This window comes from Bacillus sp. 17RED48, assembly GCF_019837545.1.
Taxonomy (GTDB): Bacteria; Bacillota; Bacilli; order Bacillales; family Bacillaceae_G; genus Bacillus_A; species Bacillus_A wiedmannii.
This window is the reverse complement of sequence record NZ_JADAXG010000007.1, coordinates 132,215-157,153: the sequence shown is the minus strand read 5'-3', so window position 1 is coordinate 157,153 and position 24,939 is coordinate 132,215. Positions and strand designations below refer to the sequence as shown.

General features: G+C 31.9%; 24 protein-coding genes, 6 pseudogenes and 1 other annotated feature. Of the genes and pseudogenes, 9 read left to right on the top strand and 21 right to left on the bottom strand.

Annotated elements, in window-relative coordinates:
• Positions 1–6: 6 nt before the first annotated feature.
• On the bottom strand, positions 7–807 hold the full coding sequence (locus tag ILT06_RS23885; RefSeq protein ID WP_064475391.1) for a GNAT family N-acetyltransferase: 801 nt from the start codon (positions 805–807) through the stop codon (positions 7–9).
• A gap of 509 nt (positions 808–1,316) precedes the next feature.
• Here ILT06_RS23885 and ILT06_RS23880 point away from each other — a divergent pair.
• Positions 1,317–2,015: a hypothetical protein gene (locus ILT06_RS23880; RefSeq protein WP_064475390.1), complete on the top strand. Its 699-nt coding sequence runs from the start codon at positions 1,317–1,319 to the stop codon at positions 2,013–2,015.
• Between the two features lie 198 nt (positions 2,016–2,213).
• On the opposite strand, the gene ILT06_RS23875 is transcribed toward ILT06_RS23880, so the two are convergent.
• The 4 genes from ILT06_RS23875 to ILT06_RS23860 form a co-directional block, all read right to left on the bottom strand.
• On the bottom strand, positions 2,214–2,723 hold the full coding sequence (locus tag ILT06_RS23875) for a DUF7018 domain-containing (lipo)protein (RefSeq protein ID WP_064475389.1): 510 nt from the start codon (positions 2,721–2,723) through the stop codon (positions 2,214–2,216).
• A 515-nt stretch (positions 2,724–3,238) separates the two neighbouring features.
• Positions 3,239–4,543 carry an MFS transporter gene (locus tag ILT06_RS23870; protein ID WP_222655602.1) on the bottom strand — a complete coding sequence of 435 codons (1,305 nt, stop codon included), beginning with the start codon at positions 4,541–4,543 and terminating at the stop codon, positions 3,239–3,241.
• A 112-nt stretch (positions 4,544–4,655) separates the two neighbouring features.
• Positions 4,656–5,879, bottom strand: coding sequence for a methyltransferase domain-containing protein (locus ILT06_RS23865; protein ID WP_222655601.1), 1,224 nt, complete (start codon positions 5,877–5,879; stop codon positions 4,656–4,658).
• 302 nt (positions 5,880–6,181) lie between these two features.
• Positions 6,182–7,129, bottom strand: coding sequence for a DUF7018 domain-containing (lipo)protein (locus ILT06_RS23860; RefSeq protein ID WP_222655600.1), 948 nt, complete (start codon positions 7,127–7,129; stop codon positions 6,182–6,184).
• A gap of 529 nt (positions 7,130–7,658) precedes the next feature.
• Here ILT06_RS23860 and ILT06_RS23855 point away from each other — a divergent pair.
• Positions 7,659–8,231, top strand: a complete 573-nt coding sequence (locus ILT06_RS23855) for a DJ-1/PfpI family protein (RefSeq protein WP_064475386.1) — start codon at positions 7,659–7,661, stop codon at positions 8,229–8,231.
• Positions 8,232–8,365: 134 nt separating this feature from the next.
• Here the strand turns inward: ILT06_RS23855 and ILT06_RS23850 are convergent, their stop codons facing one another.
• The 9 genes and pseudogenes from ILT06_RS23850 to ILT06_RS23810 all read right to left on the bottom strand — a co-directional run bounded on the left by ILT06_RS23850 (position 8,366) and on the right by ILT06_RS23810 (position 17,307).
• On the bottom strand, positions 8,366–9,172 hold the full coding sequence (locus ILT06_RS23850; RefSeq protein ID WP_064475385.1) for a DegV family protein: 807 nt from the start codon (positions 9,170–9,172) through the stop codon (positions 8,366–8,368).
• Positions 9,173–9,372: 200 nt separating this feature from the next.
• A complete protein-coding gene (locus tag ILT06_RS23845) occupies positions 9,373–9,879 on the bottom strand; it encodes a DUF3189 family protein (protein WP_064475384.1) in 507 nt (168 codons plus the stop codon).
• A gap of 257 nt (positions 9,880–10,136) precedes the next feature.
• Positions 10,137–10,346, bottom strand: a pseudogene (locus ILT06_RS23840) (GNAT family N-acetyltransferase); the annotation flags it as partial.
• A 22-nt stretch (positions 10,347–10,368) separates the two neighbouring features.
• Positions 10,369–10,474: pseudogene (locus tag ILT06_RS33175) on the bottom strand (penicillin-binding protein); the annotation flags it as partial.
• Positions 10,475–10,597: 123 nt separating this feature from the next.
• A complete protein-coding gene (locus tag ILT06_RS23830; protein ID WP_064475383.1) occupies positions 10,598–11,836 on the bottom strand; it encodes an MFS transporter in 1,239 nt (412 codons plus the stop codon).
• Positions 11,837–11,901: 65 nt separating this feature from the next.
• Positions 11,902–12,160 (bottom strand) — a binding site (T-box leader).
• Positions 12,161–12,336: 176 nt separating this feature from the next.
• Positions 12,337–14,475: a penicillin-binding protein gene (locus ILT06_RS23825; protein ID WP_222655599.1), complete on the bottom strand. Its 2,139-nt coding sequence runs from the start codon at positions 14,473–14,475 to the stop codon at positions 12,337–12,339.
• Between the two features lie 297 nt (positions 14,476–14,772).
• A complete protein-coding gene (locus tag ILT06_RS23820) occupies positions 14,773–15,372 on the bottom strand; it encodes an undecaprenyl-diphosphatase (protein ID WP_064475381.1) in 600 nt (199 codons plus the stop codon).
• A 261-nt stretch (positions 15,373–15,633) separates the two neighbouring features.
• Positions 15,634–16,623, bottom strand: coding sequence for a zinc-binding dehydrogenase (locus ILT06_RS23815; RefSeq protein WP_064475380.1), 990 nt, complete (start codon positions 16,621–16,623; stop codon positions 15,634–15,636).
• A 171-nt stretch (positions 16,624–16,794) separates the two neighbouring features.
• Positions 16,795–17,307, bottom strand: a complete 513-nt coding sequence (locus tag ILT06_RS23810; RefSeq protein ID WP_098101539.1) for a GrpB family protein — start codon at positions 17,305–17,307, stop codon at positions 16,795–16,797.
• A 127-nt stretch (positions 17,308–17,434) separates the two neighbouring features.
• Here ILT06_RS23810 and ILT06_RS23805 point away from each other — a divergent pair, with 127 nt between their 5' ends.
• Positions 17,435–18,316: a protein kinase domain-containing protein gene (locus tag ILT06_RS23805; RefSeq protein ID WP_064475378.1), complete on the top strand. Its 882-nt coding sequence runs from the start codon at positions 17,435–17,437 to the stop codon at positions 18,314–18,316.
• Between the two features lie 347 nt (positions 18,317–18,663).
• Positions 18,664–19,119, top strand: a complete 456-nt coding sequence (locus ILT06_RS23800) for a TspO/MBR family protein (RefSeq protein WP_222655598.1) — start codon at positions 18,664–18,666, stop codon at positions 19,117–19,119.
• Positions 19,120–19,238: 119 nt separating this feature from the next.
• Here ILT06_RS23800 and ILT06_RS23795 read toward each other — a convergent pair whose 3' ends face one another.
• A complete protein-coding gene (locus ILT06_RS23795) occupies positions 19,239–19,601 on the bottom strand; it encodes a carboxymuconolactone decarboxylase family protein (RefSeq protein ID WP_064475376.1) in 363 nt (120 codons plus the stop codon).
• A 257-nt stretch (positions 19,602–19,858) separates the two neighbouring features.
• On the opposite strand from ILT06_RS23795, the gene ILT06_RS23790 reads away from it, so the two are divergent.
• The 3 genes from ILT06_RS23790 to splB all read left to right on the top strand — a co-directional run bounded on the left by ILT06_RS23790 (position 19,859) and on the right by splB (position 21,483).
• Positions 19,859–20,032 (top strand): hypothetical protein, encoded by a 174-nt coding sequence (locus tag ILT06_RS23790; RefSeq protein WP_000354585.1) that lies wholly within the window; start codon positions 19,859–19,861, stop codon positions 20,030–20,032.
• Positions 20,033–20,194: 162 nt separating this feature from the next.
• Positions 20,195–20,458: a transcriptional regulator SplA domain-containing protein gene (locus ILT06_RS23785; protein WP_064475375.1), complete on the top strand. Its 264-nt coding sequence runs from the start codon at positions 20,195–20,197 to the stop codon at positions 20,456–20,458.
• Positions 20,455–21,483 (top strand): spore photoproduct lyase, encoded by a 1,029-nt coding sequence (splB, locus tag ILT06_RS23780; protein WP_088046699.1) that lies wholly within the window; start codon positions 20,455–20,457, stop codon positions 21,481–21,483. Before ILT06_RS23785 ends, splB begins: the two co-directional genes overlap by 4 nt.
• Before the next feature lie 274 nt (positions 21,484–21,757).
• On the opposite strand, the pseudogene ILT06_RS33305 reads toward splB, so the two are convergent.
• Positions 21,758–21,883: pseudogene (locus ILT06_RS33305) on the bottom strand (replication-relaxation family protein); the annotation flags it as partial.
• A gap of 9 nt (positions 21,884–21,892) precedes the next feature.
• Positions 21,893–22,194 (bottom strand): annotated as a pseudogene (locus tag ILT06_RS23775) (hypothetical protein).
• Positions 22,195–22,344: 150 nt separating this feature from the next.
• Between ILT06_RS23775 and ILT06_RS23770 the strand changes: the two are divergent.
• Positions 22,345–22,542: a helix-turn-helix transcriptional regulator gene (locus ILT06_RS23770; protein ID WP_064475970.1), complete on the top strand. Its 198-nt coding sequence runs from the start codon at positions 22,345–22,347 to the stop codon at positions 22,540–22,542.
• A 25-nt stretch (positions 22,543–22,567) separates the two neighbouring features.
• Here ILT06_RS23770 and ILT06_RS23765 read toward each other — a convergent pair whose 3' ends face one another.
• Complete coding sequence (locus ILT06_RS23765) at positions 22,568–23,017, bottom strand: epimerase (RefSeq protein ID WP_098101534.1); 450 nt, start codon at positions 23,015–23,017, stop codon at positions 22,568–22,570.
• A 121-nt stretch (positions 23,018–23,138) separates the two neighbouring features.
• Here ILT06_RS23765 and ILT06_RS23760 point away from each other — a divergent pair, with 121 nt between their 5' ends.
• The gene (locus tag ILT06_RS23760; protein ID WP_222655597.1) at positions 23,139–23,603 is read left to right on the top strand and encodes a restriction endonuclease; all 465 of its coding nucleotides are present in this window, start codon (positions 23,139–23,141) and stop codon (positions 23,601–23,603) included.
• Here ILT06_RS23760 and ILT06_RS23755 read toward each other — a convergent pair.
• From ILT06_RS23755 to ILT06_RS23745, 3 genes and pseudogenes are all read right to left on the bottom strand, one after another.
• Positions 23,584–23,757, bottom strand: a pseudogene (locus ILT06_RS23755) (N-acetylmuramoyl-L-alanine amidase C-terminal domain-containing protein); the annotation flags it as partial. The gene ILT06_RS23760 and the pseudogene ILT06_RS23755 overlap by 20 nt on opposite strands.
• Before the next feature lie 2 nt (positions 23,758–23,759).
• Positions 23,760–23,924 (bottom strand): annotated as a pseudogene (locus ILT06_RS23750) (dUTP diphosphatase); the annotation flags it as partial.
• A 561-nt stretch (positions 23,925–24,485) separates the two neighbouring features.
• A complete protein-coding gene (locus ILT06_RS23745; protein WP_064475370.1) occupies positions 24,486–24,932 on the bottom strand; it encodes a hypothetical protein in 447 nt (148 codons plus the stop codon).
• Between the last annotated feature and the right edge of the window lie 7 nt (positions 24,933–24,939).

Here is a 24,939-nt window from a genome sequence, read left to right as displayed (position 1 = left end):
GATGATTTATTCCATTAAATGTCGATTTTCAAAAACAGTCATTTGTCCTACAGATTGAAAACCAGTCTTTTTATAAATATTAATGCCATCAGGTGAAGCTTGTAATACGCATTGAGCAACTTTCAATTCCTTTGCTTCTTGCAGCAAGTAATTAAACATAGCAGAGCCGAACCCTTTCCCTCTCAATTCTTCTTTAGTTGCTATATCATAAATACCAATACTATCTTTTGTACATACTAATGAACCAACCGATACGACTTCTTCTTTATAAAATCCTAAGTACAGTTTCATTTGTTCACTATTCCATAAATCGAAAGAAGCAGTTTGATTGTAGAACGCTTGAACATGTGTACCTTCCTCTGATGTACCAAATAGATTAGCTAATGTTTCCCCAAACTTTTTAATTTGTCCTGACGAAGATGATTTTTGTATCGTAAAACCTTCTGGCATGTTTATTGTTGGATGAATTGTTTTTAAGTCTGCTACCATCGCGATATTTTGTTCTGCTTCTTTTAAGCCAAGTTTTATTAATACGCTTTTTATAGTCTGCTCATGCCTATCATCCCAAAACCAAACACTCATTGGAAGTTTCTTTTGATTATAGTTGTTTACCACTTTATATAGTTTCTCAATACCTTCCGTTAAATTATTGTTTAGTATAGTAATGATATTAAATGTATCTGCCGGTAAACCACATTCGACAGCAATGTAGTCCTTCGTTTCTTTTACATTCATTCCATGTAACTGCCGCGCAATATATGAGGTTTTATATGTGAAGTTATCTATTAGTAACTGTTTATAATTCATTCATTTTTCTCCTTTCATAAAAATTCGTTTTCGAATTCTTCAGTATTAAATATAACACATAAGAAATGTATCTATTTCTATAAAAATATCTCTATACATTACTCTTTTTTCCTCTAAAAGAATTAAAAATGATATAACGTTGTCGGAATGAAAAAAGTGGTATATAATAAACAGTAACATTACTAGTAATTATTTTAGGTATTCCTAGAATAAAGGAGCGATACATATGAAAATTACTATTTATTTCGGAAGTCATGAAGATCAAGATGTTCGTACTATGGACTGTCATTTAGATGTAGAAGATACAGAAGAGATCGTTTCTGTATCATAATATAAATAGTTGGGATGAACCCTCTTCCCTACAGCGTTTAAGGCACCTTTTACAGGTGTCTTTTTTGTTATTTTTTCATCAAAAACCCTTTACTTTAGAGTGTTTTAATAGTAAAATATAAATATACGAACAAACGTTCTTTTTTATTTTAATTGTACATGAAGGGATGATTTTTACAATGGCTCAAGCAAAGCGCAGAGGAAGAAAAAAGCAAACACCTATTATTTCAAATACAGGCTTTATCGGCTCTGTCTTTATTGATACATTGGAGTTACAAAAGAAATCCTATTATTTCGCTCGTAAAAAACTTCAAATTGTTCATCACGTACTTGATGGCCTCTCTGGAGCAACAAGTTCTCTATTTAAAGAACATAACATTTCAGCATACATGTCATGTGTGTATTTACATAAACAAAAGAAAATCGGCTTTGTTCTTTCAACGAAACCATTTGAACAAAGTGACGGCGTTTCTTACTTTATAAATTATTTAATCGAAAAGAATTTTTACGGTAACGAAGAAGTAGAATATCAAGAAGTATTTAATACAGGTTTTATCGGTGTAGTATTCGCTGATTTATGTAGCATAGATCGCTTTAATTTCGAGTTTGAAATGGGTATGTTAACGAAATTAATGAAAGATATGATTATTCCGGTTAAAGAACTTTTTTTACGCCACAATGTACCGGCCTACATCTCCACTTCTCATTTAGAGGAACAAAACAAATTAGGTTTCGTTCTATCTGTAAAACCATATGATGAACGTGCAGAAGCGGATTTATATTTTGAGGCGTATTTACAAGAACGCGGTTTATTTATCGGTGATGAAGAAGATGATATTGATAAGATTGTTATTAGAAAAACAGCTGAACTACGATAGATAAGCGCAGGATGATTATCCTGCGCTTTTTATAATTTGAGTTTTACTTTAAATCAATATTGTGTACTGTCTTATTTTTTTTAGGGAATCATTATATTAGCTTGGAATATCCCGGAAATCTTGATCACTATGCAAAAGAATCCCTTGTAGATATAGTTAGAATTTTGTATCTCATAGAAATCTATATCCTAATTACTACTATTTATCGTTTAGTTCTTTTATTGTCTGTATTGTTTTCTTTATCTTCTTTAAAGCATCATCCATATGTTTAGAAGACTGTGTGACTGTTTCGGGGTTACCTTTATCTAAACCTTCTACCATTTCTGTTAAAGAGTCTTCGTACATTAACATTGCATCAGACAACTCTTTTTGTAAATCATCATATTTCTTAGGTGGTTTTATCTCTTTCATTTTCTGTGTTACAACCTTAAAATTACCTATTTCTGTTTTAAACTCATTTTCTGTAGTAGCAAATGAAGGGTCTTTTGCTATTACATCTGATATAACTTGATACTGGTTTACCCACTCTTTTGCTACATCATTAACCTTTTCTTTGTAATCATGTGCGTTTTTTAATCTACCATCATCTTGCTTTTCTTCTGCTACTTTTATACTATCAGTTTTCTTTGTTTCGGAGACATCCTTACTGCAACCTACTCCTAATGCTAATGTAATTGGTAAAACTACTGTTAATATTTTACGTTTCATTAATATTTACCCCTTTGTTTAAACTATATCTACGTTTCTTCCAACTCTTTCTTTAGTCTTCCTAATTTATTCACTCTATGAATATTGTTTATTGCACCTTAAGACGTTATATAAATTAGAGTGGCATCTTTTCTTATTTATAACTTATTTAAAGGTGTTGTATTTGACTAGCATAAAGTAAATAATAGTTCCTTTCCTGTTCTCTAATGGAAAATTTAGGTTTTTAATAATATGAACATATGATAACATGTATTATAGTTGTAGATAATCCCCCCCACCGTATGCTTTTTCAATACTCTCCCTAATGTATTTTTCAACGTTTAAGATCCTTTTTGTCTAAGTATTCAGTGAAGAGACATGCTACAACTAACAATATTTCTACAATCTCGATTTAAAAGTATGAGGATTATTTATTGGTATTGAAGAAGATAATATTGATAAGTGTATGAGTGGAATAACAACGGAATTACGATAGAAAAGCGCAAGATGATGATCCAGCGCTTTTTCGATATTATTTAATTACGTTCAACACTATACTCTTTTGAATGAATTTCTAAATTCAACTTATTTGAATAAACTTTATTCAAAATAAGAAATACGATGCCCCCTCCAATTGGAATCGTGTAGGCTGGAATATGATTTAATAATAGACCTGATAATACCAGCGCTATCGGCTGCATCATTTTACCTATACTTAATCCAATACTAAGCACTCTACCCCTATATTCATCTGGAATCTCTTTTTGCATAAAATAAATTAAAGGGATATCGATTAATGCTATCGTTAGCCCTACAAAGAACATAATAGCGCAATACATAGTAACAAATACAATATTATTTACTTCAATACTTTTGAATAAAACAGGGATACCTGAAACTATCATAAAAATCGCCAACATAAAACTTATTTTTTTCAATAGATAGGAATAAGAAAAACGATCAGTTATCTTTTTTACTAATATTGCACCCACTATCATACCTATTGGAAAAGTCCCTTGAATTATACCAAATTGTTTAGGACTCAGATTGAGAACTGTATTAATAATGTATGGTAATGGAACAGTTACAGCAAAACCTAAGAAAAAATTAAGGGAAATTAATATATTAAACGTATTCTTTAAGCTTTTCCTCTCAATTAAGTAAGAGTATCCCTCTTTTATATCTTTAATAAAATTAATTTCTCCCATAGAACATTCCTCGTTTATGTTTTGCTCGAACAATTTAAAGTTAATAAATAATATGGATATACCCGAAAGAATAAATGAAATACCGTTTATAATGATAAATGTTTTAATATCAAAGACTGCAAAAACAATCCCCCCTAGCATAGGGCCTAGTATTAAAGATACAGAATCGATAATTTTACTTATTGAATTAATACTCATAAGCCTCTTTTTAGAGACGATATTTGGTTTTGCAGCCTCTAATCCTATTCCAAAAAAGGTTGTAAAGACCGTCATTAGAAAGGTAGTAGTATAAATGATGAATAAGTTTAATCCATAATAGCTGCTTAATATATAAACAGTTACTAATAAGCACCCACTTAGTAAATCCATACAAACAACTAGTTTCTTTTTATCAACCTTATCAGCGATTACACCAGCAAATGGATTCATAACAATCATTGGAATCGTTCCTAATATGAGCGTAATTGCGAAATTTAACGCAGATCCAGTTATGTGTAAAACATATAATCCTAGTGCGAAACTATACATAGAGCTACCGAATATTGATACTGTTTTTGCAATTGAATATAAACAAATATTTCTTAGTTCTTGATTTCTTTTTTTATTTTCTATATGTAATCGTAAACTTCCCATCACTTTTCCCCCTGCCTAACTTTGTGTTACGTACATTGTAAGTTCTTGGGTCAACCCAATAGCAATATGTACTATTTGAAAAGTTTTAAGGGAAAATAAATAAAAGATGGGGTTAACCCCATCTTTTTCCGAAAAATGAATATGTATAAATTTCTTCTCCTTGAACAAAGAAATCCTCGTATTTTCCACCTCGTTTCAAATAGTTTGAAGTACTTTCATCTATGGATTGAAACTGTAAATCTTGGATTTCTTTCGTTACTTTTGAAAGTGTAAAATTTGCTCGAAAGTTATTTGTAATTTGACTATTTGAGCTGAAATTTTTAAATAAAATAAATAAACTTAATAAATAACAATCCGTTTTAAAAAGTGGATTTAATTCGTGAAGTAAAAAATCCTCATGCTCAAAACTATAATTGCTCGTACCAGAATGATCAATTACAATATCAACAGACCGTTTCTGAATAGGGATATTCAAAAAATCAGCACAGATAAAGAGAATGTTTCTTTTCGGATTTTTTTTCGCTAATACATCTTTTAAAAATAAAAGTTTATTTAAATCTCGATCCACTGCAATGTATAGGCAATCTTCTGGTAGTTCTTCATAAATGTTTCTCAAAAAGAACCCAAGTCCCGATCCTATATCCAGTATTAATTTATTATTTAAATCTAAATGTATTAGTTTCTTTTTCGCCCATTGTCCTTCTCTATGCATATTTTCCAAATACGCATTATCAGTTTCATGAATATAATCCGAAATAGTATCTTCAAGTGACGTTCGCTCATTTGCTTTAAATGATTTACCCGCAGTTATAATTCCTGAAGTAATAATATATTCTTCACCACAATTACAAATTAGCTTCCCCTCAGTAATTTGATTGTTAGTAATAATTCCATCTTGAAGAATTAGTTTTTTGCTACACTTAGAACATGTAAGCAAATGAAGTACGCTTAAATCTATCCCTATAATTGAATTCGAAGTTTCATTTGTTAATAATAAATCATGTAACACTTCCTTTAATTTATCCCGTCTCTTCTCCAAAAGTTCTATTTCCTGTTCCATCTGGTCATACTTCAATTTAAATATAGATTGGTAAAAAGTATCTTTTTTGTAATTCATAGATTTCGCTAAATTTTTATAAAAAAACAGTTCTTTAATTTCATTCAAGCTAAAACCTAGCTCTTTGTAATGTAATATAAGCTCTAAATCTGTTTGACAATACTCGTCAAAAAAATTGTGACCGCCCTTTTTTTCAGAAATAATGAGGCCGAGATCCATGTAATGTCTAATTGTATCAATACTTATGTTATTTACTTCTCCAAATTTACCTATTTTCATAGTATCACTACCATTTATATATTTTTTTATATAGATTTCTATTTTTATATTAAAAAACCCTTTAAACTTTCTAAACAACATTATTTACGGTTTGTTACTTATAATATGTCTTAAACAAAATGTACGCGAGGTGTTAAAATGGTAAGGTTAAAATTATTAAAAGGGATAGGACAATATACTGTTCATAGTTATTTTAGCTTTATGAATTAAAGAGAAAGCGGATTCATATCTTAAATATAAAAAAGACACTTACTGAAAAAGTAAATGTCTTTTTTGAATTAATTATAATCAAATAGCATAAATTACTTACGTTTTACTGCTTGTAGACTGTTTCCCTTTACGTCTGTCATCTTGAACGAACCATCTTTAAATGACTCAACATTGTAGTCTATTGCTACCTTTAACTGACTTGTATCAATCTTATTCCCACCTTTTACAACTTCTTTCGCCGTTAAAGAAACTTGTTTTTTTTCTTGAGTATAGTACCAACTTCCTTCCATGTGGTCTTGCTCATAAGGCGTTTTACCTTTGTCATCATAAGCGATATATGTACCATCTTTTCGGAACTCAACTGCTTTGATAAATTCAGAACCTTCATAGCTACCCCATTCTCCTACTAACTCTTTTCCAGTTATTGATAGTTGCACATCTTTATTACTAAAAGTAGAAGTATCAGAGGTTGAAGGACTATCAGTTTTAGATTCAGAGTTGTTCTTACTTTCATTCGATTTACCTACTATCGTATCTTGAATCGGTTTGTAACCAGATGCCCAAAGTTCAGAACCTTTTTTTAGTAACTCTTTTGACTTATCTGCTTTATCCATAAGTGCTTTCTCGTCTGCTTTCTTGTCCGATGTTAAAATTTCTTCTTGAATCGAATATGATTCTTTATAACAATCTACTGCTTTTAATATGTCTTTATGGGCTTCTTGATACTCTACTGGCGGTTCAATAGTATCAAACTTCTTAATGGTTTTCTGTATATCCTTTAATTGTGCTAATATTTTCATAGATACTTCTTTATTACTGGTTGTTCTATCTTTTGCTATTTCAGACATTTCAGTGACTTTCTGCAAGAATTCGGTAGATATAGCCGTTATACGCTCAGGATACTTGTCTTTCGATAACTTCTCTTTTGTTTCTGCTTTTGATTCCACTTTTCCTTTCGGTTTTGCATCTGTTTTCTCCGATCCACAACCTACTAATAGCATAAATGGTACTGCAAGCGTAACTAGTTTTTTTACTTTCATATTAACTCTTCCCCCTTAAAACTAAAAAATACATACCTAAGCATTTAAAAAGATATATCTTTTATATACTATTGGTTAAATTTGGATGAACGAATAGTATTTTATAGTGAAAAAATAAAAACGTCAAAATTATTTTACAAAAATTATAGGATTTATTGATTGCTGGCTATTTATATTATATCCCCTAAAAACGAAAAAACGTGTTTATATCTGTGAATGTATAAGAAAGGGTAATGTTTTTATTTCTATTTGTGTGTATGATGAATTACATCTATTTCCTTGATAATTTTAAAGATCCTCATTTCCAAATACCTTACGAGTTATTGCTACAAACCTTAGTTGAGCACAACAAATTGATAGAAACCAAGAAAAATTTTTATTGCTTTTTATGTTTAGAGAAGTTAAAAAACCGCTAACATCTCTTTCAAACGCATGGAATATACAGGGATTTACAACTTAATATAGAACATAATAAGGAGAAGTTTATATTTTAAATAAGGGGACATACATATAGAATGGGGATTAAAAAATGAAAATTGCAATAGTCTGTTTTGATAACTTTACTGATATAGATGTTTTTCTACCATGGGATTTATTAAATCGTGTACGTTTAGTTGGCGGTATTTCTGATTGGGACGTTCAACTATTAGGAACGGGAAAAACTCATATATCCATGTCTGGCTTACGTATTCCCATGACAGGAAGCATATCTGATATTCCGTCTGCTGACGCTGTAATATTTGCAAGTGGTAAGGGTGTACAAAATTTATATACAAATCAAGAATATCTTAATAGTATTCATGTAAATCCTCAAAGACAATTAATAGGATCTATGTGTTCTGGTTCATTACTACTAGGAGCTAAAAAATTGCTAACAGGTAAAAAAGCCACTACATATCCATCCGCAGTAGAACAGCTTAAAGAATTTGATGTGGACGTTATTGAACAAAGTTTCGTGAACGAAGGAAATATTTCGACTGCTGCAGGCTGTTTTGCAGCTCAAGATCTCTCAGCTTGGATTATAAGGAACCTAATCAATGAAGAAATGGTCAATACTGTGCTAGAAACTGTTCAGCCAGTAGGCAAAGGTTTATATTTTTAATTTCAAATCAAATTGAGGGATTGGTTGCTCCCAAAAATGATAAAATGATCTTTTTTGCTTGATAGCGATGTAATATGCCTCCAATTTCAATTTAATTAAATAAAAAACCCGCGAATCATTCACGGGTTTTCATCTTAATAACTAATTGCTATTGTACCTTCACCTGCATGAACCGCAAATGAAATTGGTAATGGATATAATTTAAAGTCCATTTCAGGGAATGCTTGTCTAATATCTGAAATCCATTCTTCAGCTCCATCTTTATCGTTAGCATGGAACATATGAAGTACTTTTGGTAATTCTTTTTCAAGCTCATTTTTAATGTATTCTCGACATTTTTGGATTTTGCGAACTTTCTTTTCAAGTAAAAGTTCTCCACCTTTTACTTCTAATATTAAGTTAACACTTAATAAACTTCCAAGTAAAAATTGAACTCCCTTTACACGTCCACTTGCGTAAAGGCCTTTTAAACTTTTCGGGAATACGTGGAAAGGTCTTCTTTTTTCATTTACTAATGTTTTGTGTATATCTTGTAACGTCATACCATCATTGTATAACGATTTCGCTTTTCTAATTAGTTCATCCATTGGATAACTTGTTGTTTCACTATCCAATACCGTTAATGGGAAACCTGCCATGTCTGCAGCTAACTTCATGTTTTGATAAGTTCCACTTACTTTTCCGCTAATAGCAACTGCAAATCCCTCTTCATATTCTTCTTTGCATTTCGAAAATAAATCTACCATTTCCCCTATGTTAGGCTGTGATGTAGTGACAGTTTTACCTTCGTTCAAAGCATTATAAACGCGCTCACGCACACCTTCTTCACAATCTTTGTACGACACACCATCAATAATAACTTCAATTGGGATAACAAAGTTATCTCCTTCTGTTTTAAAACTCGCAGTTGTACTATCAGTAATCCAAGCAACACGCTTCATGTTGTTCCTCCCTTAATTCAATTCCTCTTTTCTGACTTTTCTATATATTTACGTTACGAAAAGAGAATATCCCTGTAATAGTAACAGGACTTTATTGTTTTGGCTATAGTAGATGGATATTAAATGTGAATATTTTTTGTCATTTTCACCAAAAAAAGAAGAAAATCGAAGTATTTGCCCGATTTTCTTCTTATCATACATTATTTAAAAGTTTCATTATCTAAAATTACAACATAATCGTTCGTCAATTGGCCAGCTTCTTTCGTATAACTAACAAGTCTTTGTATGTTATCACAGCAAAGTTTTGCTCCCCATACAAGTAACGGTACACCGATAAAGTCAATGTGGAACCTTCTAGAAAACAGACCACCGAAAGTCATTGGTATAGGTACTGTTGGTGATGTATTAGAAAAAATAATCTTTTCATGACTTTGATAATGTTTTTGCAGAATCTCTCCTAAATGCTTCATCGCAGGTACAACAACTTTTGATGCGCCGCATCCAATTGTATAAACCGGATTACCATTCTCGTCTATTCCATGAAAAATAATTTTCCCCATATCCTCTGTTTTCAATTTATTAAAGTAATCTACATTCAAAATTTCTTCTTTCGTTAACTTACGATCCGTTGGTAATTTATTTAAATGATAAGCTGCAGCAAGTGAAGTTGAATGTGTTCCGCCGAAATCTGTGTAAATAAATATCATATTATCATTCCTTGTTGTAAAAGTTCAATGTTATTTAGTATTACCGTTCACAGCATTGATAAACAAAGGATGAATGTATTTACAATTTTTTTGTTAATTCATTATATATTTTTCGATTATACTATCATCTATTTATTACGGTACACAATGTAATAGTCGTAAGCATTATTAATAAAAATAAACAGACGTACGTTTGACTCGTACATCTGTTAGCATCTTTATTCAAAACAAACATATCTATTAACCTGTATGAACTGTTAGTTAAAATACTTTTCGAAACAAAAACAATCATGAACTCGTTTAAATTGTTTTCTTATGTCTTCTTTATTTTCACCTGTATAATGAGCAAATGTTTGAACTGGATATAGCTGATCTATATCACTTTTCATGACACCTTTTATCTCGTCTTTATGATCCGAGTATACGTGTAAATATGAATCTACGTTTACAAATCCGTTCTTTTCATACTAATTGGATTGAATATGTTTTTTCTATATATTCCGTAAATTCAAGTCCTGTCTGTCTGTTCTTCGATTATTAATCCCAGTATGATAAAACCTGCATTGTTGTAGTGAAACTTACTTCCAGGTGCAAATTTGATCTTTTGTTTTCATTACAAAAACCACCCTTGTTTATCAATATTGTTCACCTTTCTTATATTTTCATATATAGGAGGGTGAACCCTCCTATTGAATACCATAAATCAAAACCAAGAGAACTATTTCGAATTGATTGACTCAGAGGAATACATCTTAGACTGTGATGGCAATAAAGTAAACACACACAATATGATAGTTATAAGTAACATTACTAATGAGCCTACAATAACCACAAGTTGTATAGAAATAAATTGAGTGGCAACTCCGAACAATATCGTAATTAAAATGGTGATGCCCGCAATCACAAGTCCATATATACTCCCAATCCGTCCCATGATATGGACAGGTATATTATTTTGATAAAAAGTATAAAATCCCGTATTTGCATATGCCATAGAGAAAGATAAAATAAAGAATCCGATAGTCGCTATTAAAAATTCATTTGAAAAAGCATAAATTAAATAACCGATTGCAATGAATAATGATCCTATTCCAATTAAAAATGATGGTGTTAATTTTTTTGATAAAATTGTATTTGTTATGGCTCCTAAAATAAACCCAGCTCCAGCGATACTAACTAAAAAGCCATATTCACTATCTGTTAACAATAAAACTTCTTTCGCAAATGATAATTCAAGTGAATCATTTGCGGCAACTAAAACCATCATTCCTTGAAATAAGAAGTAGACAAAAACGATATATAAAGATTTTTTACTAAAATTTAAAACGATGTTCCAATCTTTTTTTAGTACAGCTAGAGATAGCTTGTCATTTGACGTATGAATATCGGATTTTTTATCAAGATTAGGTAACAGCAATGTAATTACTCCTGATATGAGAAATGCTATAGCATTTATATATATAGCAAACTCCGGTGTACTTGCTATTAACAATACTCCCGCTATCGCTGGACCAATTAAAAATGCACCAGACCCTATTAAACTACGTAATGAGTTAAAACGTTGTCTTTGCTCCACGGGAATTAATTTTGTCATATACGTCATAGCAGTTGGCTCATAAATTGCACTGGCCATACTTATAAAGAATACGAATACATAAACAAACCAAAGTGATGGAAGTAGAGGTAAAATAGCGATAAATACCGCACGATATATATCGAGATGAATCATTAACTTCCGTTTATTTAAACGATCAATCATACTTCCTGACCAAGCGTTTGTAAATAAAGCGGCTAATGGTTTAATTACATATAAAGTAGCAACAGCTAAGGCTGATCCCCCCATATTATAGACAAGTACATTTAGTGCTATTAAGTAAATCCATGCCCCTAAATTCGCAATACCAACTCCAGACAGTAGTAATAAAGGATATTTCCAATCTTTAAGTGTGTTTTTCATTTTAGGCCCCCGCTTTCCAAATTGTTTTAAAACAATAAAAAAATCCCACCCCCAAGACTTTTAGTCTTAGGGACGAGATTTATCATCGCGGTGCCACCCTAGTTTGTTAATATGTCGCCATATTAACCTTATCAGGTACTGCATTCTATTACATGCTTATACCATAGCCCTATAACGGGAGCTCCCGTCACACTATCCCCTAATAAAAGGTTCCGATGTGCTGCTCAGAGGCTTGGTTCAATAAAGAATTTTTGCTCCTTTTCAGCTAAATAGAGCTCTCTGTGAAAAATTCATTTTATTTACTCTTCTCTTCACTACATTTAATTTTTTCCATAATATCACAAGTTACGTTAACTGTAAATATAAAATAATCAGATATTTACGAAGTGTCACTGTTGATTCTCTCATTTATTATTTTTTAAAAAAATTACGGTGCGTGAAATTACTTAAATCTATAAAAAAAAGAGCCTATTGTATATAGACCCTTCACTTTGTCCGAATCAGTTTGTATTCGCCTCTGCTAACGGTTGTAACGGTGGTTCCAATTCTAGGATTAATGCATCGCCTTCTTGTATATCTTCTCCCTTTTCAATGCTCTGACTCGTTACATAGCCCGTACCTGTAGTTTTTAAATCTAATTTTAATAATTTAGAGAAATACATAACATCACGCATTGACCAACCTTGTAAATTTGGCATTATTGCGTTCTTCCCTAATAAAAATATACGATCCCCTTCACTCATTACTTCACCAGATTGCGGATATTGTTTTATTATTTTTCCTTCGCCTAAAATTATCGGTTGAAGCTTCTCTTTTTTTACACTATTCTCTACTGTATCCATTGATTGATTGACATAGTTTTGTACTTTTAATTGGGATCGTTTCGTTGCATCTACCATTTGTTTTTCTGTATATGGTTTCACCTTTAAATATTCAAGGCTATTTTTCACAACTGGTTTAAATATTTCAGCAAGCGGCTGAGCTCCATACTCGTCTCCCTTTAACTTTGGTTGTTTAATAGCTAAGTATACAATTAACTCTGGGTCATCAATCGGAGCCATACCTAAAAATGAAAAAATATAATTTTCTTTCCCTTCCATATATCGTCCATTTTCAGGATTCGGAATTTGCGCTGTTCCGGTCTTACCTCCTATTGGATAATCATCCACTTTATACATTGTACCAGTACCTTTTGAAGACGTAATAACACGCTCCATTAAGTCTCTTACTTTGTCCGCTGTCTCTTTTTTTATCGGATTCCCAATTTCTTTCGGTTGATTTTCCATAATAACTTGTTTGTTTGTTGGATTTACAACTTTGTCAACGATATATGGTTGCATCATTTTTCCGTCATTTGCTATAGCAGTAGCTGCTTGGATTAATTGGATGGGAGTTACTGTAGAACCTTGTCCGAAAGAAGTTGTGACTTGTTGAATTTGTGTATTTAATAATAATGTGTTTTTACTTTCGCCAGGTAAATCTATTCCGGTTTTTTGGTTGAATCCAAATTTATTCATATATTGCTTAAATTTATCCGGTTTCAATAACTGATCTTCTAAAATAGAAAAAGCTACGTTGGATGATCTTTCGAAGCCTTCATCAAATGTAATAGATCCCCATCCAAACCCACCGTTATGATCTTTTATATCAGATGAACCAACTGAATATTTTCCAGATTGGAAATATTCTTTCCCGTTATATACCCCTTCATTTATTGCAGCAGCTAACGTAAATATTTTCATTGTTGAACCGGGTTCGTATGCATTTGCGATTGGATCATTTAAAAAGTACTCGATATCACCTTTATTGGGGTTAAAACTAGGTTTACTAGACATCGCTAAAACTTTGCCTGTCTTTGGATCCGCTATGATTCCTACTAACATAGAAGGATCATAGTGTTCTTGTGCCTTGTTCATTGCTTCTTCTAAAAAACCATTAATTTGTTTATCAAGCGTAAGGTATACGTTATTTCCATTTTTAGCGGCTTCTACTTTTCCTATATCATTCGTAAGCGGAATCCCCCCTTGCGTGCCCACATATTCTATTTTCCCATTTGTAGAGCGCAAATATTTATCTAGACTTTTTTCAAGTCCAAATTTTCCTTCTGTATTTCCTTTATCATCTGGTCTAGCAAAACCAAGTATATAGGATGCAAAATCTTCATTTGGATATACTCTGGCTTTCTCTGACATAAAGGATACACCAGGGATTTTTAATTGTTTTATTTTTTCCTTCACTTCTCTAGATAAATTCCGACCAACTTTTCCAATTTCAACTTGCGTACGTCCCTCGTGAAAATTTTTTAGTACGTCCTCTTTATCAATTTCAAGCGCGGCAGCTAATTGTTCTGCGGTTTCATCTTTATTTTTCACGTTTTCTTTTCCTTTTAAATTCACAACAACACGATACGTTGTGGAATCTTGGACTAGCACTTTTCCAGTTTGATCATAAATCGTGCCACGATTTGCTTCCAATACACCATTTTTATTATGTTGTTCATTTGCTAGATCCTTTACATCCACATTATGCAGGACTCCTACTGCCTGAATATAGAAAAAACGCAAAAGCATAATAAGAAACAAAACAATAAAAGCAACCATAAAATACCGCGCGCCTTTATTCGTTTGAAGTTTATGCATGTTTATCTCCTTTCTCTATTAATTGATACATACAAAGATGCGCTTTAAAATATGTGATTTTTGTTTTCGATACTATATGTTTCGAAGTTTTCTTTTTAATTCCTTTAAAACAATGCAAAACTAGTTGTTGTTATTGTAATTTTATTTACATACTTAAAATACAGTACGTGAAATTTAAGAATATTCATTCTTTTAATTTTGTTGGAAGTAATCTATTCACTTGTATACAACAAAAAATCCTCCTCTGGATTTCCAAAGGAGGCTTTTTTGCCTAATCTATAAGATTAATTATGAAATTTAAGCTACATGGTTATATTTCTTTAGAAAAGGAATTCGTTTCGCTACGAGTGCATACATTTTGAAAACAAGTTTTGCGATTGGTTCAAATATACGTTTTTTCTGCAATAATAAACTGCTTGTTATAATCGTTATTACAGCTGCACCCATTACATCTAAAGGAAAATGAACACCTACATACAAACGAGATATACAAACTAAAACCGCCCATAAAAATGCAATATATCTTAACTTTTCTCCTCTAAGCATAAAAGTGAATGCAATCGATAATACAAGTACAGAATGATCACTAACAAATGATGAGTTTTCTGCATGAGGTACTAATTGATTCACTTCATATGATACAAAAGGACGTGGATGATAATATACTACATGAATAAAAACATTTACTAGTAATGCAATTATTACTGAAAGTGTCGTATACAACACTGTATATTGTTTTCTTATCGCATTCTCTTTCTTTCCGTTATGAAACCATAAGATAAACATGAATAGAATAGCCACATATGCAGCGCTATTTGTAATAGCAATCATTGCCTTATCTAAGAGCGCAGATGTACCTGCTAAATTGTTTATCCATTGAAATACTGTGTAATTCACATTACTCTCTCCTTACAATTTCTTGTTTTACTTGAAATTAAGTTACAAGTTTACTTGATTTACACAGTATACAATATTTACACACATTTAGATTTTCAATTTATTCATTTTACTATTTTTCATTTGACAATTATGTAACTATTTACATGTATTAAAAATATATAGGGTGGAAAAACCTTTTAAATCAAATGATTCACAAACTATAAGTGTATATATTACATAACATATTCATATAAAAACATAGGTTATTAAATCATATTTTTATTCCATACGTAGAGCGATATTACCGAACTGTTCGCCCTGTTCCATACGGCTTAACGCTTGAATGGCTTCTTCTAACGAATAAACTTTATCAATAATTGGTTTAATTTTACATTTCTCTATAAACTTAATCATTTCATTAAATTCCTCACGGCTACCCATAGATGTCCCCATAATATCGATTTGATTATAAAATAATGCTCGTAAAGGTAATTCAATTTTATCTCCTGAGCTAGCACCAAAATTAACAATTCTCCCATTTGGTTTTAATACATCAAAATATTGTAAAAATGTTGCTGGACCTATACTATCAATTATTAAATCTACTTTCTCTCCGCGTAAACTCTCTTCCCAATTTCCAGAACTATTAAAAGAAATGTCTGCGCCATATTTTTCAGCAAGCTGTCTTTTAGTCGCTACCCTTGAAGTAACAATCACTTTTGCACCAATTGCTTTCGCAAATAACATGGAAAATGTCGCTACACCGCCGCCTATTCCCGGAATTAAAACATGTTCTCCACACTTCAATCTACCTTTTGTAAAAAGCGCTCTATATGCTGTTAATGCCGATAAAGATAAAACTCCAGCCTCATCCCAAGTAAGATATGACGGTTTTGCCACTACATTTTCAGCTGGTACAATCACATATTCAGCAAACGTACCATCTTTCGGTCCACCTAACACCTCTGGTAACTCAGGTATTTCAGCAATATTATCCCATCCAATGCTAGGATTTATAATAACCTCGCTATTTAATAAATTATTTGAAACACCTTCTCCGATTTCTATAACAATTCCTGAACCATCTGACCCTATTACTAACGGCAGCTCCATTTCTTTTCTATTGTTTATAATAAATAAATCCCTATGATTTAATCCTGCAGCTTTTAACTTTACTTTTACTTCACCAGCATTAGGATTTGTTTCAGATGAAAATTTATATTCTAATCCTTCTATCCCTTTTTTATATTGATGTACAATAGCTTTCATTGTTTAATTCCCCCTTAATATTTTCAATGTACTAGAAATATCGAAATAAATAAAATAATCCGTCTCCAATAATTAGAAATAATGTATATCGTTATGACAAAAGAAAAAATTCCTCCCTATAAATAACGTAGGAAGGGGTTTTTAAAATTTTTTAGATAAGAATCTGTAATTTTAGTTTTTTTGAGTTTTGGCCAATTCTAAAATTCTTTGAATAAACGGTGCCTTTTCCTTTGTATATGAAACACGATCAAAAGGATATGTAGCTGCAAGTTTCTCTTTTAATTCTCTATATTCTTTACGTGCCCATTCATGTTTTATTAGAAAGTCTCGAAATAAAAGATTGTTTTTCCATTCGTCACTATTATAAATATAAACATGCAAATGATGGGTACCAGCTCTCCATTTTCCTTTTCTAAAAAAACGTCGATTAGGTGTTTCTTTTGGAACATACTCATATCCAATTTTTAATAAATCTTCAATCCTCTTTTCAGTAATTTGTAAATCCGTTACGCCAATCATCATATCAATTAGAGGTTTCGCTCCTAATCCTTGTACAGATGTGCTCCCTATGTGTTCAATAGCAATACATTCTCCTCCAAATAATGAAATAAATTTCTCCTTTTCTATTAAATACTCTTCATACCAATCTTTTTGATATGGTTTAATAACGATTTGTTGTTCCATATTGTTCACCCTTTTATAAGTATTTATTATTATATTTATAAAATTTAATGTAATTAACATAGGATTTTTACAAAATATGTCGAATACTGAAATATACAACTTAATTATAATAAATGTGAGGTATATTATGAAAGATATTCCAGTTGAAATTCAATTAAATCAAGTAACATTCCAATTAAAAAAATATCATAATTTTGATTGGCTTATGAAATTAGGAACCGTATTTGCGGTTTTTGACCAGCAAGATTCAGGAAATCTATCTTTTGGTGTAGTAAAAGATGGGCATAAGAAATTTATTAAATATGCAGGGGCACATACAATTGCATATAACGGAAAGACCGGCGATGCAATTGATAGATTAAAAAATTCAGTTTCCTTATATGAAGAATTAAAGCATGAATCACTTATACAATTAATTGAACATTTTCCCGTTCAATCTGGATATGTCTTAATTTTTGATTGGTTTGATGGCGAATGTCTTCATTCACATTGGAGTTTCCCGCCTCCTGAGAAATATAAAAATCCAAACTCTCCTTATTATAAATATAAGCATTTATCTGTTTTGGAGCGAATTCAATCCTTAAATTCTATGTTTTCTTTCCATACATATGTCGAAAAGGAAAACTATGTAGCAATAGATTTTTATGACGGTAGTATTTTATATAATTTTCATACAAATAAGACGAAGATTTGTGATATTGATTTATATTCTAAAAAACCATACGTGAATAAAATGGGAAGATTATGGGGTTCCTCGCGTTTTATGTCTCCTGAAGAATTTGAGCTAAACGCTATGATTGATGCAAGAACAAATGTATTTAATATGGGGGCGATGGCTTTCGAAATTTTAGGAGGTGGAAAAGATCGTTCCTTTACAAAATGGGAAGCAAGTAGGGATTTATATGAAATAGCGTATCGTGCTGTAAATGAAAGCCGAGCTGAACGATATGAATCAGTTAAAGTATTTTATGAAGAGTGGATAAACGTGGCAAATGCTGAAAATATATAACCAATATTATTAAAAACATAAAGTTTCTACTATAATCATGTATAACATAGATGCTTTCATGAATATTGCATATTAGTACTGTCTACTTGGTTAAGTCTATTTTGTATAGGTGTTAGCAAGTTCGTTTGCAAACTTGTTAGCACTTTTTTATTTCTTCTATTACTAAACCTTTTAAATACAACATCCTTTGCAATTATATCCTCCAGCCTCTTTTCTCTGTAGATCCTAATGCTAAATAATTTCAACAAAAATACCTATGTACATATTGAATATAATAATTGTATTTGTTGGAAGGACATACTATTGTATAGAGTTCTGTAATCTTCTATATAATAAGGAGAATGTTTATGAAAAAATCTAGTATCATGATATTCTTACTCACATATGGTTTATTTTATCTTTCCAGTATTTTATTCCCTATCGATCGTGTTTGGTATGATGCCCTGCAAAAACCATCTTGGACTCCTTCTGGTATGATAATCGGAATTGTTTGGTTTTTTTTATATGGGCTTATTGCATTATCAATTACAATTATTTATAACAGGTATGGGCTTCATCAAAAACTATATTGGTTCCTATTTCTTTTAAATTATATCTGCAATCAAGCGTTCAGTTATTTTCAATTTAGCCAAAAGAATTTATTTTTAGCAACAATAGATTGTTTTTTAATCACAATTACCACATTGTTACTAATTGTCTTTTCTTTGAAATTATCTAAGATATCAACTTACTTATTCATCCCATATTTTTTATGGTCTGCATTTGCTACATACTTATCCTGGACGATTTTTAGTATGAATTAATATCTTATAAAAACTTGAGCATAACCAAAAATGCTCAAGTTTTTTCATGTTTGCCAATTAATAAAAAAACATTTTAGAAATAAAAAAGCTAAACTTTCATGCAATCAATTCTATTCTAATTAATTCATATTCTTTAGTTCTTCTATACATTTTTGAACAAGTGTGACTGCTTGACTCATAGTAGGGCCACAGCCAAATGCTGCCGTTACACCAATGCTTTCTAGTATTTCTTGTTCAGAAGCTCCTTGATCAAAACATCCCTTTGTATGATAAATAATACAATACTCATCCTGTGAATAAAGACTAATACCTAATGCAATCAATTGTTTTTGCTTTTTTGATAGCGCACCATCTTTAAAGCACTCTTCCGTAAATGAATTAAATTGTTCAGTAGGTTTCGGCATCTTCTCAGCAAATACTCCCAAACCATATTTGTACTGAAGTAATGCATCTTCTATTGAATTTTTACCTTTATGTTCCATTTTATATTCAACTTCATATCTATCATGTATTAAACACAGATTAGTATGGGCCTAAACAGTTTTGATTACTCATAATTGGTAATAGAAAACAGGTTATATTTTCTTCACTCTCTATTGCTGTAATGAATCCGAAATACTTATTCATAAAAACTCCACATAATTTTACTAAAAAGAAAAATACTAATACTTGTTTCAACGCTTTACTTCAAAGGATTGAAACAAATTTATTACTAACTACGATACAAGGAGGCATCACTGTGGACATTCGTGAAGGATTAATTCCAACAGCTCTAGGTACAGCAGTGACAGCAGCAGGTTATGCTCTTAAACAAACTCGTGGAACTAATAAAATGATTGCAAATACAGTATTTGGTTTTGGTTTAGCTCACGTGGTTTTAGGTGTAATTGATCTTGTTGAACATCGTCGTTAGAACGAAAGGCAAGCATTGATATATGCTTGCCTTTTTGGTAGTGCAATTATTAATTGTGTTTGTATGACGTAATCTTATTAATGAAATTAAATGGTTACACTACAGGAAAATTAGAAAGTAAAAATTTGTACATTGAATTATACAAAATGAAAAGGTGATAGAATGGAATTTTCTTCTGAAAGTAAAACATATCATGCTGGTGACATTGTCTATATTTTTTACCGAAATCCCCATACTCAAGACGTAGCTAATATACAAGCTGCGGCAGTTGTAAATAACCCTGAAAGACCTAATGAATTAGCATTATTTCTTTATGAAACGTATTATCCACTAACAAATGAAATGGCTGTATATGCTACCGAAGATGAGGCAAACCAAGCGTACACTTACTATTATGGTGATATTTCAGAGGGGATGTTGGAATGAATAAACCATTTATGCCTAAGCTTGTATATTTTGAACCTAAAGCTTTAGATTATCCTTTGGGGAAAGAGCTGTTTGAGAAGTTTTCAAAGATGGATGTTGAAATTCGACATACTACTTCCCATAATCAAGTAAGAGATTTACCAGGCGATAACGATTTTCAAAAGTATCGAGTAGCAAAATCTACACTTGTTGTTGGTGTTAGAAAAACGCTGAAATTTGATACTTCCAAACCTTCAGCGGAGTATGCAATTCCTTTTGCAACAGGATGTATGGGACATTGTCATTATTGTTATTTACAAACAACGATGGGAAGTAAGCCATATATACGAACGTATGTAAATGTTGAAGAAATTTTAGATGCTGCTGACAAATATATGGAGGAGCGTGCACCTGAATTAACAAGATTTGAAGCGTCGTGTACTTCAGATATTGTAGGAATCGATTATTTAACGCATACTCTTAAACGGGCCATCGAGCATTTTGGAGAATCGGAATATGGTAAATTGAGGTTTGTTACGAAATTCCACCATGTAGATCATTTACTTGATGCTAAACATAATGGAAAGACAAGATTTCGCTTTAGTGTAAACGCTGATTATGTGATTAAAAACTTTGAACCAGGAACTTCTCCCTTAGCCAAACGAATTGAAGCAGCAGGAAAAGTAGCTAGAGCAGGCTATCCTCTTGGTTTCATTGTAGCCCCTATTTACCTTCATGAAGGCTGGCAGGGTGGATACTATCATATGTTTGAACGCCTAAATGCTGAATTACCTCTTGATGCTCGGGATGATATTACATTTGAATTTATTCAACATCGTTTTACAAAGCCAGCTAAGAGGGTGATTGAAAAAAACTACCCGATGACAAAATTAGAATTAGATGAAGAGAAAAGAAGATATAAATGGGGGAAATATGGCATCGGAAAATACATTTATCAAAAAGAAGAAGAAGAGGATATAAAAAATTATCTGTATTCCTATATGAAACAGTTCTTTCCTAATGCCAAGTTAGAATATTTTACATAAAAAGAAAGAACAACGTTCTTTTCTTCACTAATCTAAGAAATTACTCACCCCAAAAACAAAAGAATATGGTGCTAATGCACCGCACCCTTTAGAAACATTGAAAATTCAAATCCTAAATTTTTTTAATAGGTTTATTAGTTAAAAAGCCGTCTCATCAAGGGCGGTTTTTGTTTTTTCTTCACATACACATAGGCTTAATTTGCTTTTACAAATGCAATAGAACTCTTACCTCAAGTGTTAACCAGTTCGTTTTAAAACATGTTATTACTTTATATATATCTTCTATTACATAAACCTTCACAAAAACATCATATTTAGCTGCCAACTCTTCGAGTTTCTTTTCTCTGTATTTGGTTACTGTAAAGAAATGAATAACTGACATTTTCCCGTTATGCTTCTCCTACGATTGTCATTTAAATCCCTCTTTTTGAATGAGTTGTAATCCCTTCGCTGTCATAACCGGCTGATACTCATTAATGACATCTCCCCACTCAAGCACTTCATCCTCATCTTCATATAAATCATCTATAATATCGTTTGATAAACGGTAATAGCCTTGTACTCACGATTATCAAAAACCTCCTGTCTTGCCATGTGGTCCACAATTGCATTTGTTTCTTTTTTGCCATTTGAATCCCTATACATACCTCTTAATTCTTTTGATGGATACAGGTAAGGCGTTTCGTTCAAATGTGAATATTGCCAACGCATACGCGCCCTCTCCCCTCTTGATGTCCTTGATTTCACTCGGTATTCCTCGTGGTTTTGATATAGGTATATGACCTAGAAAGAAGGATTTTGCCTGTCCATTCTCAAAATATTTAAATGGACAAGCAAAAATTTAAAATGGATGTGGAAATTATGCGAAGTCAATTAAAACAAATTCTTGATGAAAAAGGCATCAAATATGGATATATCGCAAAGAAAGCGAATATAAGTAATTCGGCAATGACGAATTTAATAAAAGGGGGACTTCCAACCTTGCCTGTTGCATATCGTATTGCTCGTGCACTGGAAATGAAATTAGAAGAAATTTGGATCGAAGAAGATATAAAATAAAAAAAGACGGTATACACCGTCTTTTTCACTGTTTCACTTCATTTTTTTCCATTCTTTCTAAAACTTTTAATAAAATTGCTAAAATAATAGTTGCAACAATAGCAATAACTAAGATACCTTTCGACGTTAATTCAACTGATGATAAACCACTTTTGGTCATCCAAAAATACCCTACGTATATTGCTAAAAATGAAGTAACCATTGATATTGTAAACCCTAAAAAGCCTAACTCATCTAACTTCTTTTCAGACAAGCCAACCAAACTTAAAATCTTCGTAAAAAGAGCCGCTATTATAAACATTTCAATAGATAAAATGAATAATGACATTATTCCTGAATATTGAATTTCATTCGGCATCCATTTCCCTAGCCCCAACATTAATAAAGCCGGAAGAAAGATTGGTAAGAATAATCCCAAAATCATTACTGGGACTGCTTTAACACTGCTTGTCTTGTTGTCGTTCTGATTGCTCATAAATCCTCCAAAATAATTATTAATAATAAATACCCAATGGATTTTAGCATAAAACAAAATTAGTGACTACAAGAATTTTAATTAATCTCATTTAGGACATACTCATACTGAGGTGAATTCTATGATTTGGGCTATCCTTTCATTAGTCATCGTTTTTGCATTAGGAATAATCCTTAAAGCACCACAAGTCTCAGAAGAGGAGATTCGTATGAACCAATTGAGAGAGCAGGCTAATCGTGAATATCTAGAGCAAATGGATCCACGAAAATTTGAATACTTAATCGCTGACTTATTTAATTCTCTTGGGTATCGAGCACAAGTTACACCTGGCTCAAATGATGGCGGAAAAGACATTATCCTTTGGAAAGACGATGAAGTGAAATTTGTTGAAGTGAAAAGATATACAAAGGAATCTATTGGAAGACCGTACATTCAAAAGTTACATAGCGCTATTATTGATGGTGATGCAGTTGGAGGATACTTTGTTACACTTAGTAAATTTAATAAGAACGCAAGGCAATACGCTGCGAATAAAAATATTGAGTTAATAGATGGTGACGTTCTTATTAACATGATGAAACCGTAATTATTAATTTACGGTCAAGGTATCTTTTCATCGCATTAAGTTGTGTATCTGACGTTGGCTCAGAAACAAAATACGTTAAGCCATCAGATTGTAATTTGAAGTTCGCTGTCATTTTAACAGTTGTTAAAGCTTGCATAGCATCTTGAACCTCATATGATTACTCCAATGTTTAAAACAACGTGTCTCGTTCGCTAATTCAGCGATTTCAACCTGTAGCGCCAAAATTAAATTACTAACTAAGTTTTGACCTTCTAAACCGTGTTGTTTAATAATTCGATTATCAAGTATCCTTTGTAATCCACGTAATTTTACGATATTCATTATTCTCTTCTCCCTTTCGCTTCACTGATCAATAATGTAATTTCATAAACACCATTTATTAAATATTCCATGTTTCTTCACCCCTTGAATATTTTTCAAAAATCAATACATACTATTTTCAAGCCGCTTAATCCACGGCTGGTACTTCCTTCTCTTTACAGTAAGAGGCAGATTGGTTCATAACTTTTCTAATTCTTACTGTATATTTTTAAAAATATCGAAAATAATACCAACAAGCTGTTTGAACTAGCAGCTTCACTCTTCTCGTAATGGGAATGCAATATATCACAATTAGCTAACTCATTCGGCTAACTGGCAGACAACCGAAAATGTTGTCTGCTTTTTGTATGAAATTTTTCATTTTACATATACTACTTTTGAGCCTGTTACCAATGCAAGCCATTTGGTGTTTTGAATTCCGACTAAGCTTTTTTGTTGCATAGATTATTACATCTTTGACAACACTGTTTTAAAGCGCGTTTTCTGGTTATTCGTAGTTCTAATCCAGAATAATTTTTCTCCTATAAAGGACGGCAGGTACGACTGCTCGTCCTTTTTTACTTATACCGCATACTCTCCCTTCTGGTAGTTTCGAACCACATTGCCCTCATCATCATAGTAAGCAATTTCCCAATGAGGATGGCAGTTATGCCTCTCAATTTCCCCATCGAACAAAACAAACAAATTAGTTTTCCAGTTTCCAACGATCGTACCCCACATGCCAGCTACGTTTACTCGCATACCCATATAAGCAAAATGGAGGTTGCGGAAATTCTGCATTTTCTTAAAAGCTTTCTCCGCGCTGTACATGCGCTTGATATCAAATACACCCTCGTTCTCACACTTTACAAACTTCATAAATTCAACCATCGGCATTGTTAGAAACTTTGTTCTGAACTTTTGCCAATATAGGAATCTTGCTTTTCCTTCGGTTTCTGCTACTACAAATTCTTCATTTGGCCAGTGTTCGAAAATGGTTGTGAGTTTGAATTTGTAAAGGACCGCCATCCTTCCA

Bases quoted from the DNA above. Each gene is read 5' to 3' on its own strand.
- ILT06_RS23885 (WP_064475391.1), bottom strand. From the start codon at position 807: ATGAATTATAAACAGTTACTAATAGATAACTTCACATATAAAACCTCA.
- ILT06_RS23880 (WP_064475390.1), top strand. From the start codon at position 1,317: ATGGCTCAAGCAAAGCGCAGAGGAAGAAAAAAGCAAACACCTATTATT.
- ILT06_RS23875 (WP_064475389.1), bottom strand. From the start codon at position 2,723: ATGAAACGTAAAATATTAACAGTAGTTTTACCAATTACATTAGCATTA.
- ILT06_RS23870 (WP_222655602.1), bottom strand. From the start codon at position 4,543: ATGGGAAGTTTACGATTACATATAGAAAATAAAAAAAGAAATCAAGAA.
- ILT06_RS23865 (WP_222655601.1), bottom strand. From the start codon at position 5,879: ATGAAAATAGGTAAATTTGGAGAAGTAAATAACATAAGTATTGATACA.
- ILT06_RS23860 (WP_222655600.1), bottom strand. From the start codon at position 7,129: ATGAAAGTAAAAAAACTAGTTACGCTTGCAGTACCATTTATGCTATTA.
- ILT06_RS23855 (WP_064475386.1), top strand. From the start codon at position 7,659: ATGAAAATTGCAATAGTCTGTTTTGATAACTTTACTGATATAGATGTT.
- ILT06_RS23850 (WP_064475385.1), bottom strand. From the start codon at position 9,172: ATGAAGCGTGTTGCTTGGATTACTGATAGTACAACTGCGAGTTTTAAA.
- ILT06_RS23845 (WP_064475384.1), bottom strand. From the start codon at position 9,879: ATGATATTTATTTACACAGATTTCGGCGGAACACATTCAACTTCACTT.
- ILT06_RS23830 (WP_064475383.1), bottom strand. From the start codon at position 11,836: ATGAAAAACACACTTAAAGATTGGAAATATCCTTTATTACTACTGTCT.
- ILT06_RS23825 (WP_222655599.1), bottom strand. From the start codon at position 14,475: ATGCATAAACTTCAAACGAATAAAGGCGCGCGGTATTTTATGGTTGCT.
- ILT06_RS23815 (WP_064475380.1), bottom strand. From the start codon at position 16,623: ATGAAAGCTATTGTACATCAATATAAAAAAGGGATAGAAGGATTAGAA.
- ILT06_RS23810 (WP_098101539.1), bottom strand. From the start codon at position 17,307: ATGGAACAACAAATCGTTATTAAACCATATCAAAAAGATTGGTATGAA.
- ILT06_RS23805 (WP_064475378.1), top strand. From the start codon at position 17,435: ATGAAAGATATTCCAGTTGAAATTCAATTAAATCAAGTAACATTCCAA.
- ILT06_RS23800 (WP_222655598.1), top strand. From the start codon at position 18,664: ATGAAAAAATCTAGTATCATGATATTCTTACTCACATATGGTTTATTT.
- ILT06_RS23795 (WP_064475376.1), bottom strand. From the start codon at position 19,601: ATGGAACATAAAGGTAAAAATTCAATAGAAGATGCATTACTTCAGTAC.
- ILT06_RS23785 (WP_064475375.1), top strand. From the start codon at position 20,195: ATGGAATTTTCTTCTGAAAGTAAAACATATCATGCTGGTGACATTGTC.
- splB (WP_088046699.1), top strand. From the start codon at position 20,455: ATGAATAAACCATTTATGCCTAAGCTTGTATATTTTGAACCTAAAGCT.
- ILT06_RS23770 (WP_064475970.1), top strand. From the start codon at position 22,345: ATGCGAAGTCAATTAAAACAAATTCTTGATGAAAAAGGCATCAAATAT.
- ILT06_RS23765 (WP_098101534.1), bottom strand. From the start codon at position 23,017: ATGAGCAATCAGAACGACAACAAGACAAGCAGTGTTAAAGCAGTCCCA.
- ILT06_RS23760 (WP_222655597.1), top strand. From the start codon at position 23,139: ATGATTTGGGCTATCCTTTCATTAGTCATCGTTTTTGCATTAGGAATA.
- ILT06_RS23745 (WP_064475370.1), bottom strand. From the start codon at position 24,932: ATGGCGGTCCTTTACAAATTCAAACTCACAACCATTTTCGAACACTGG.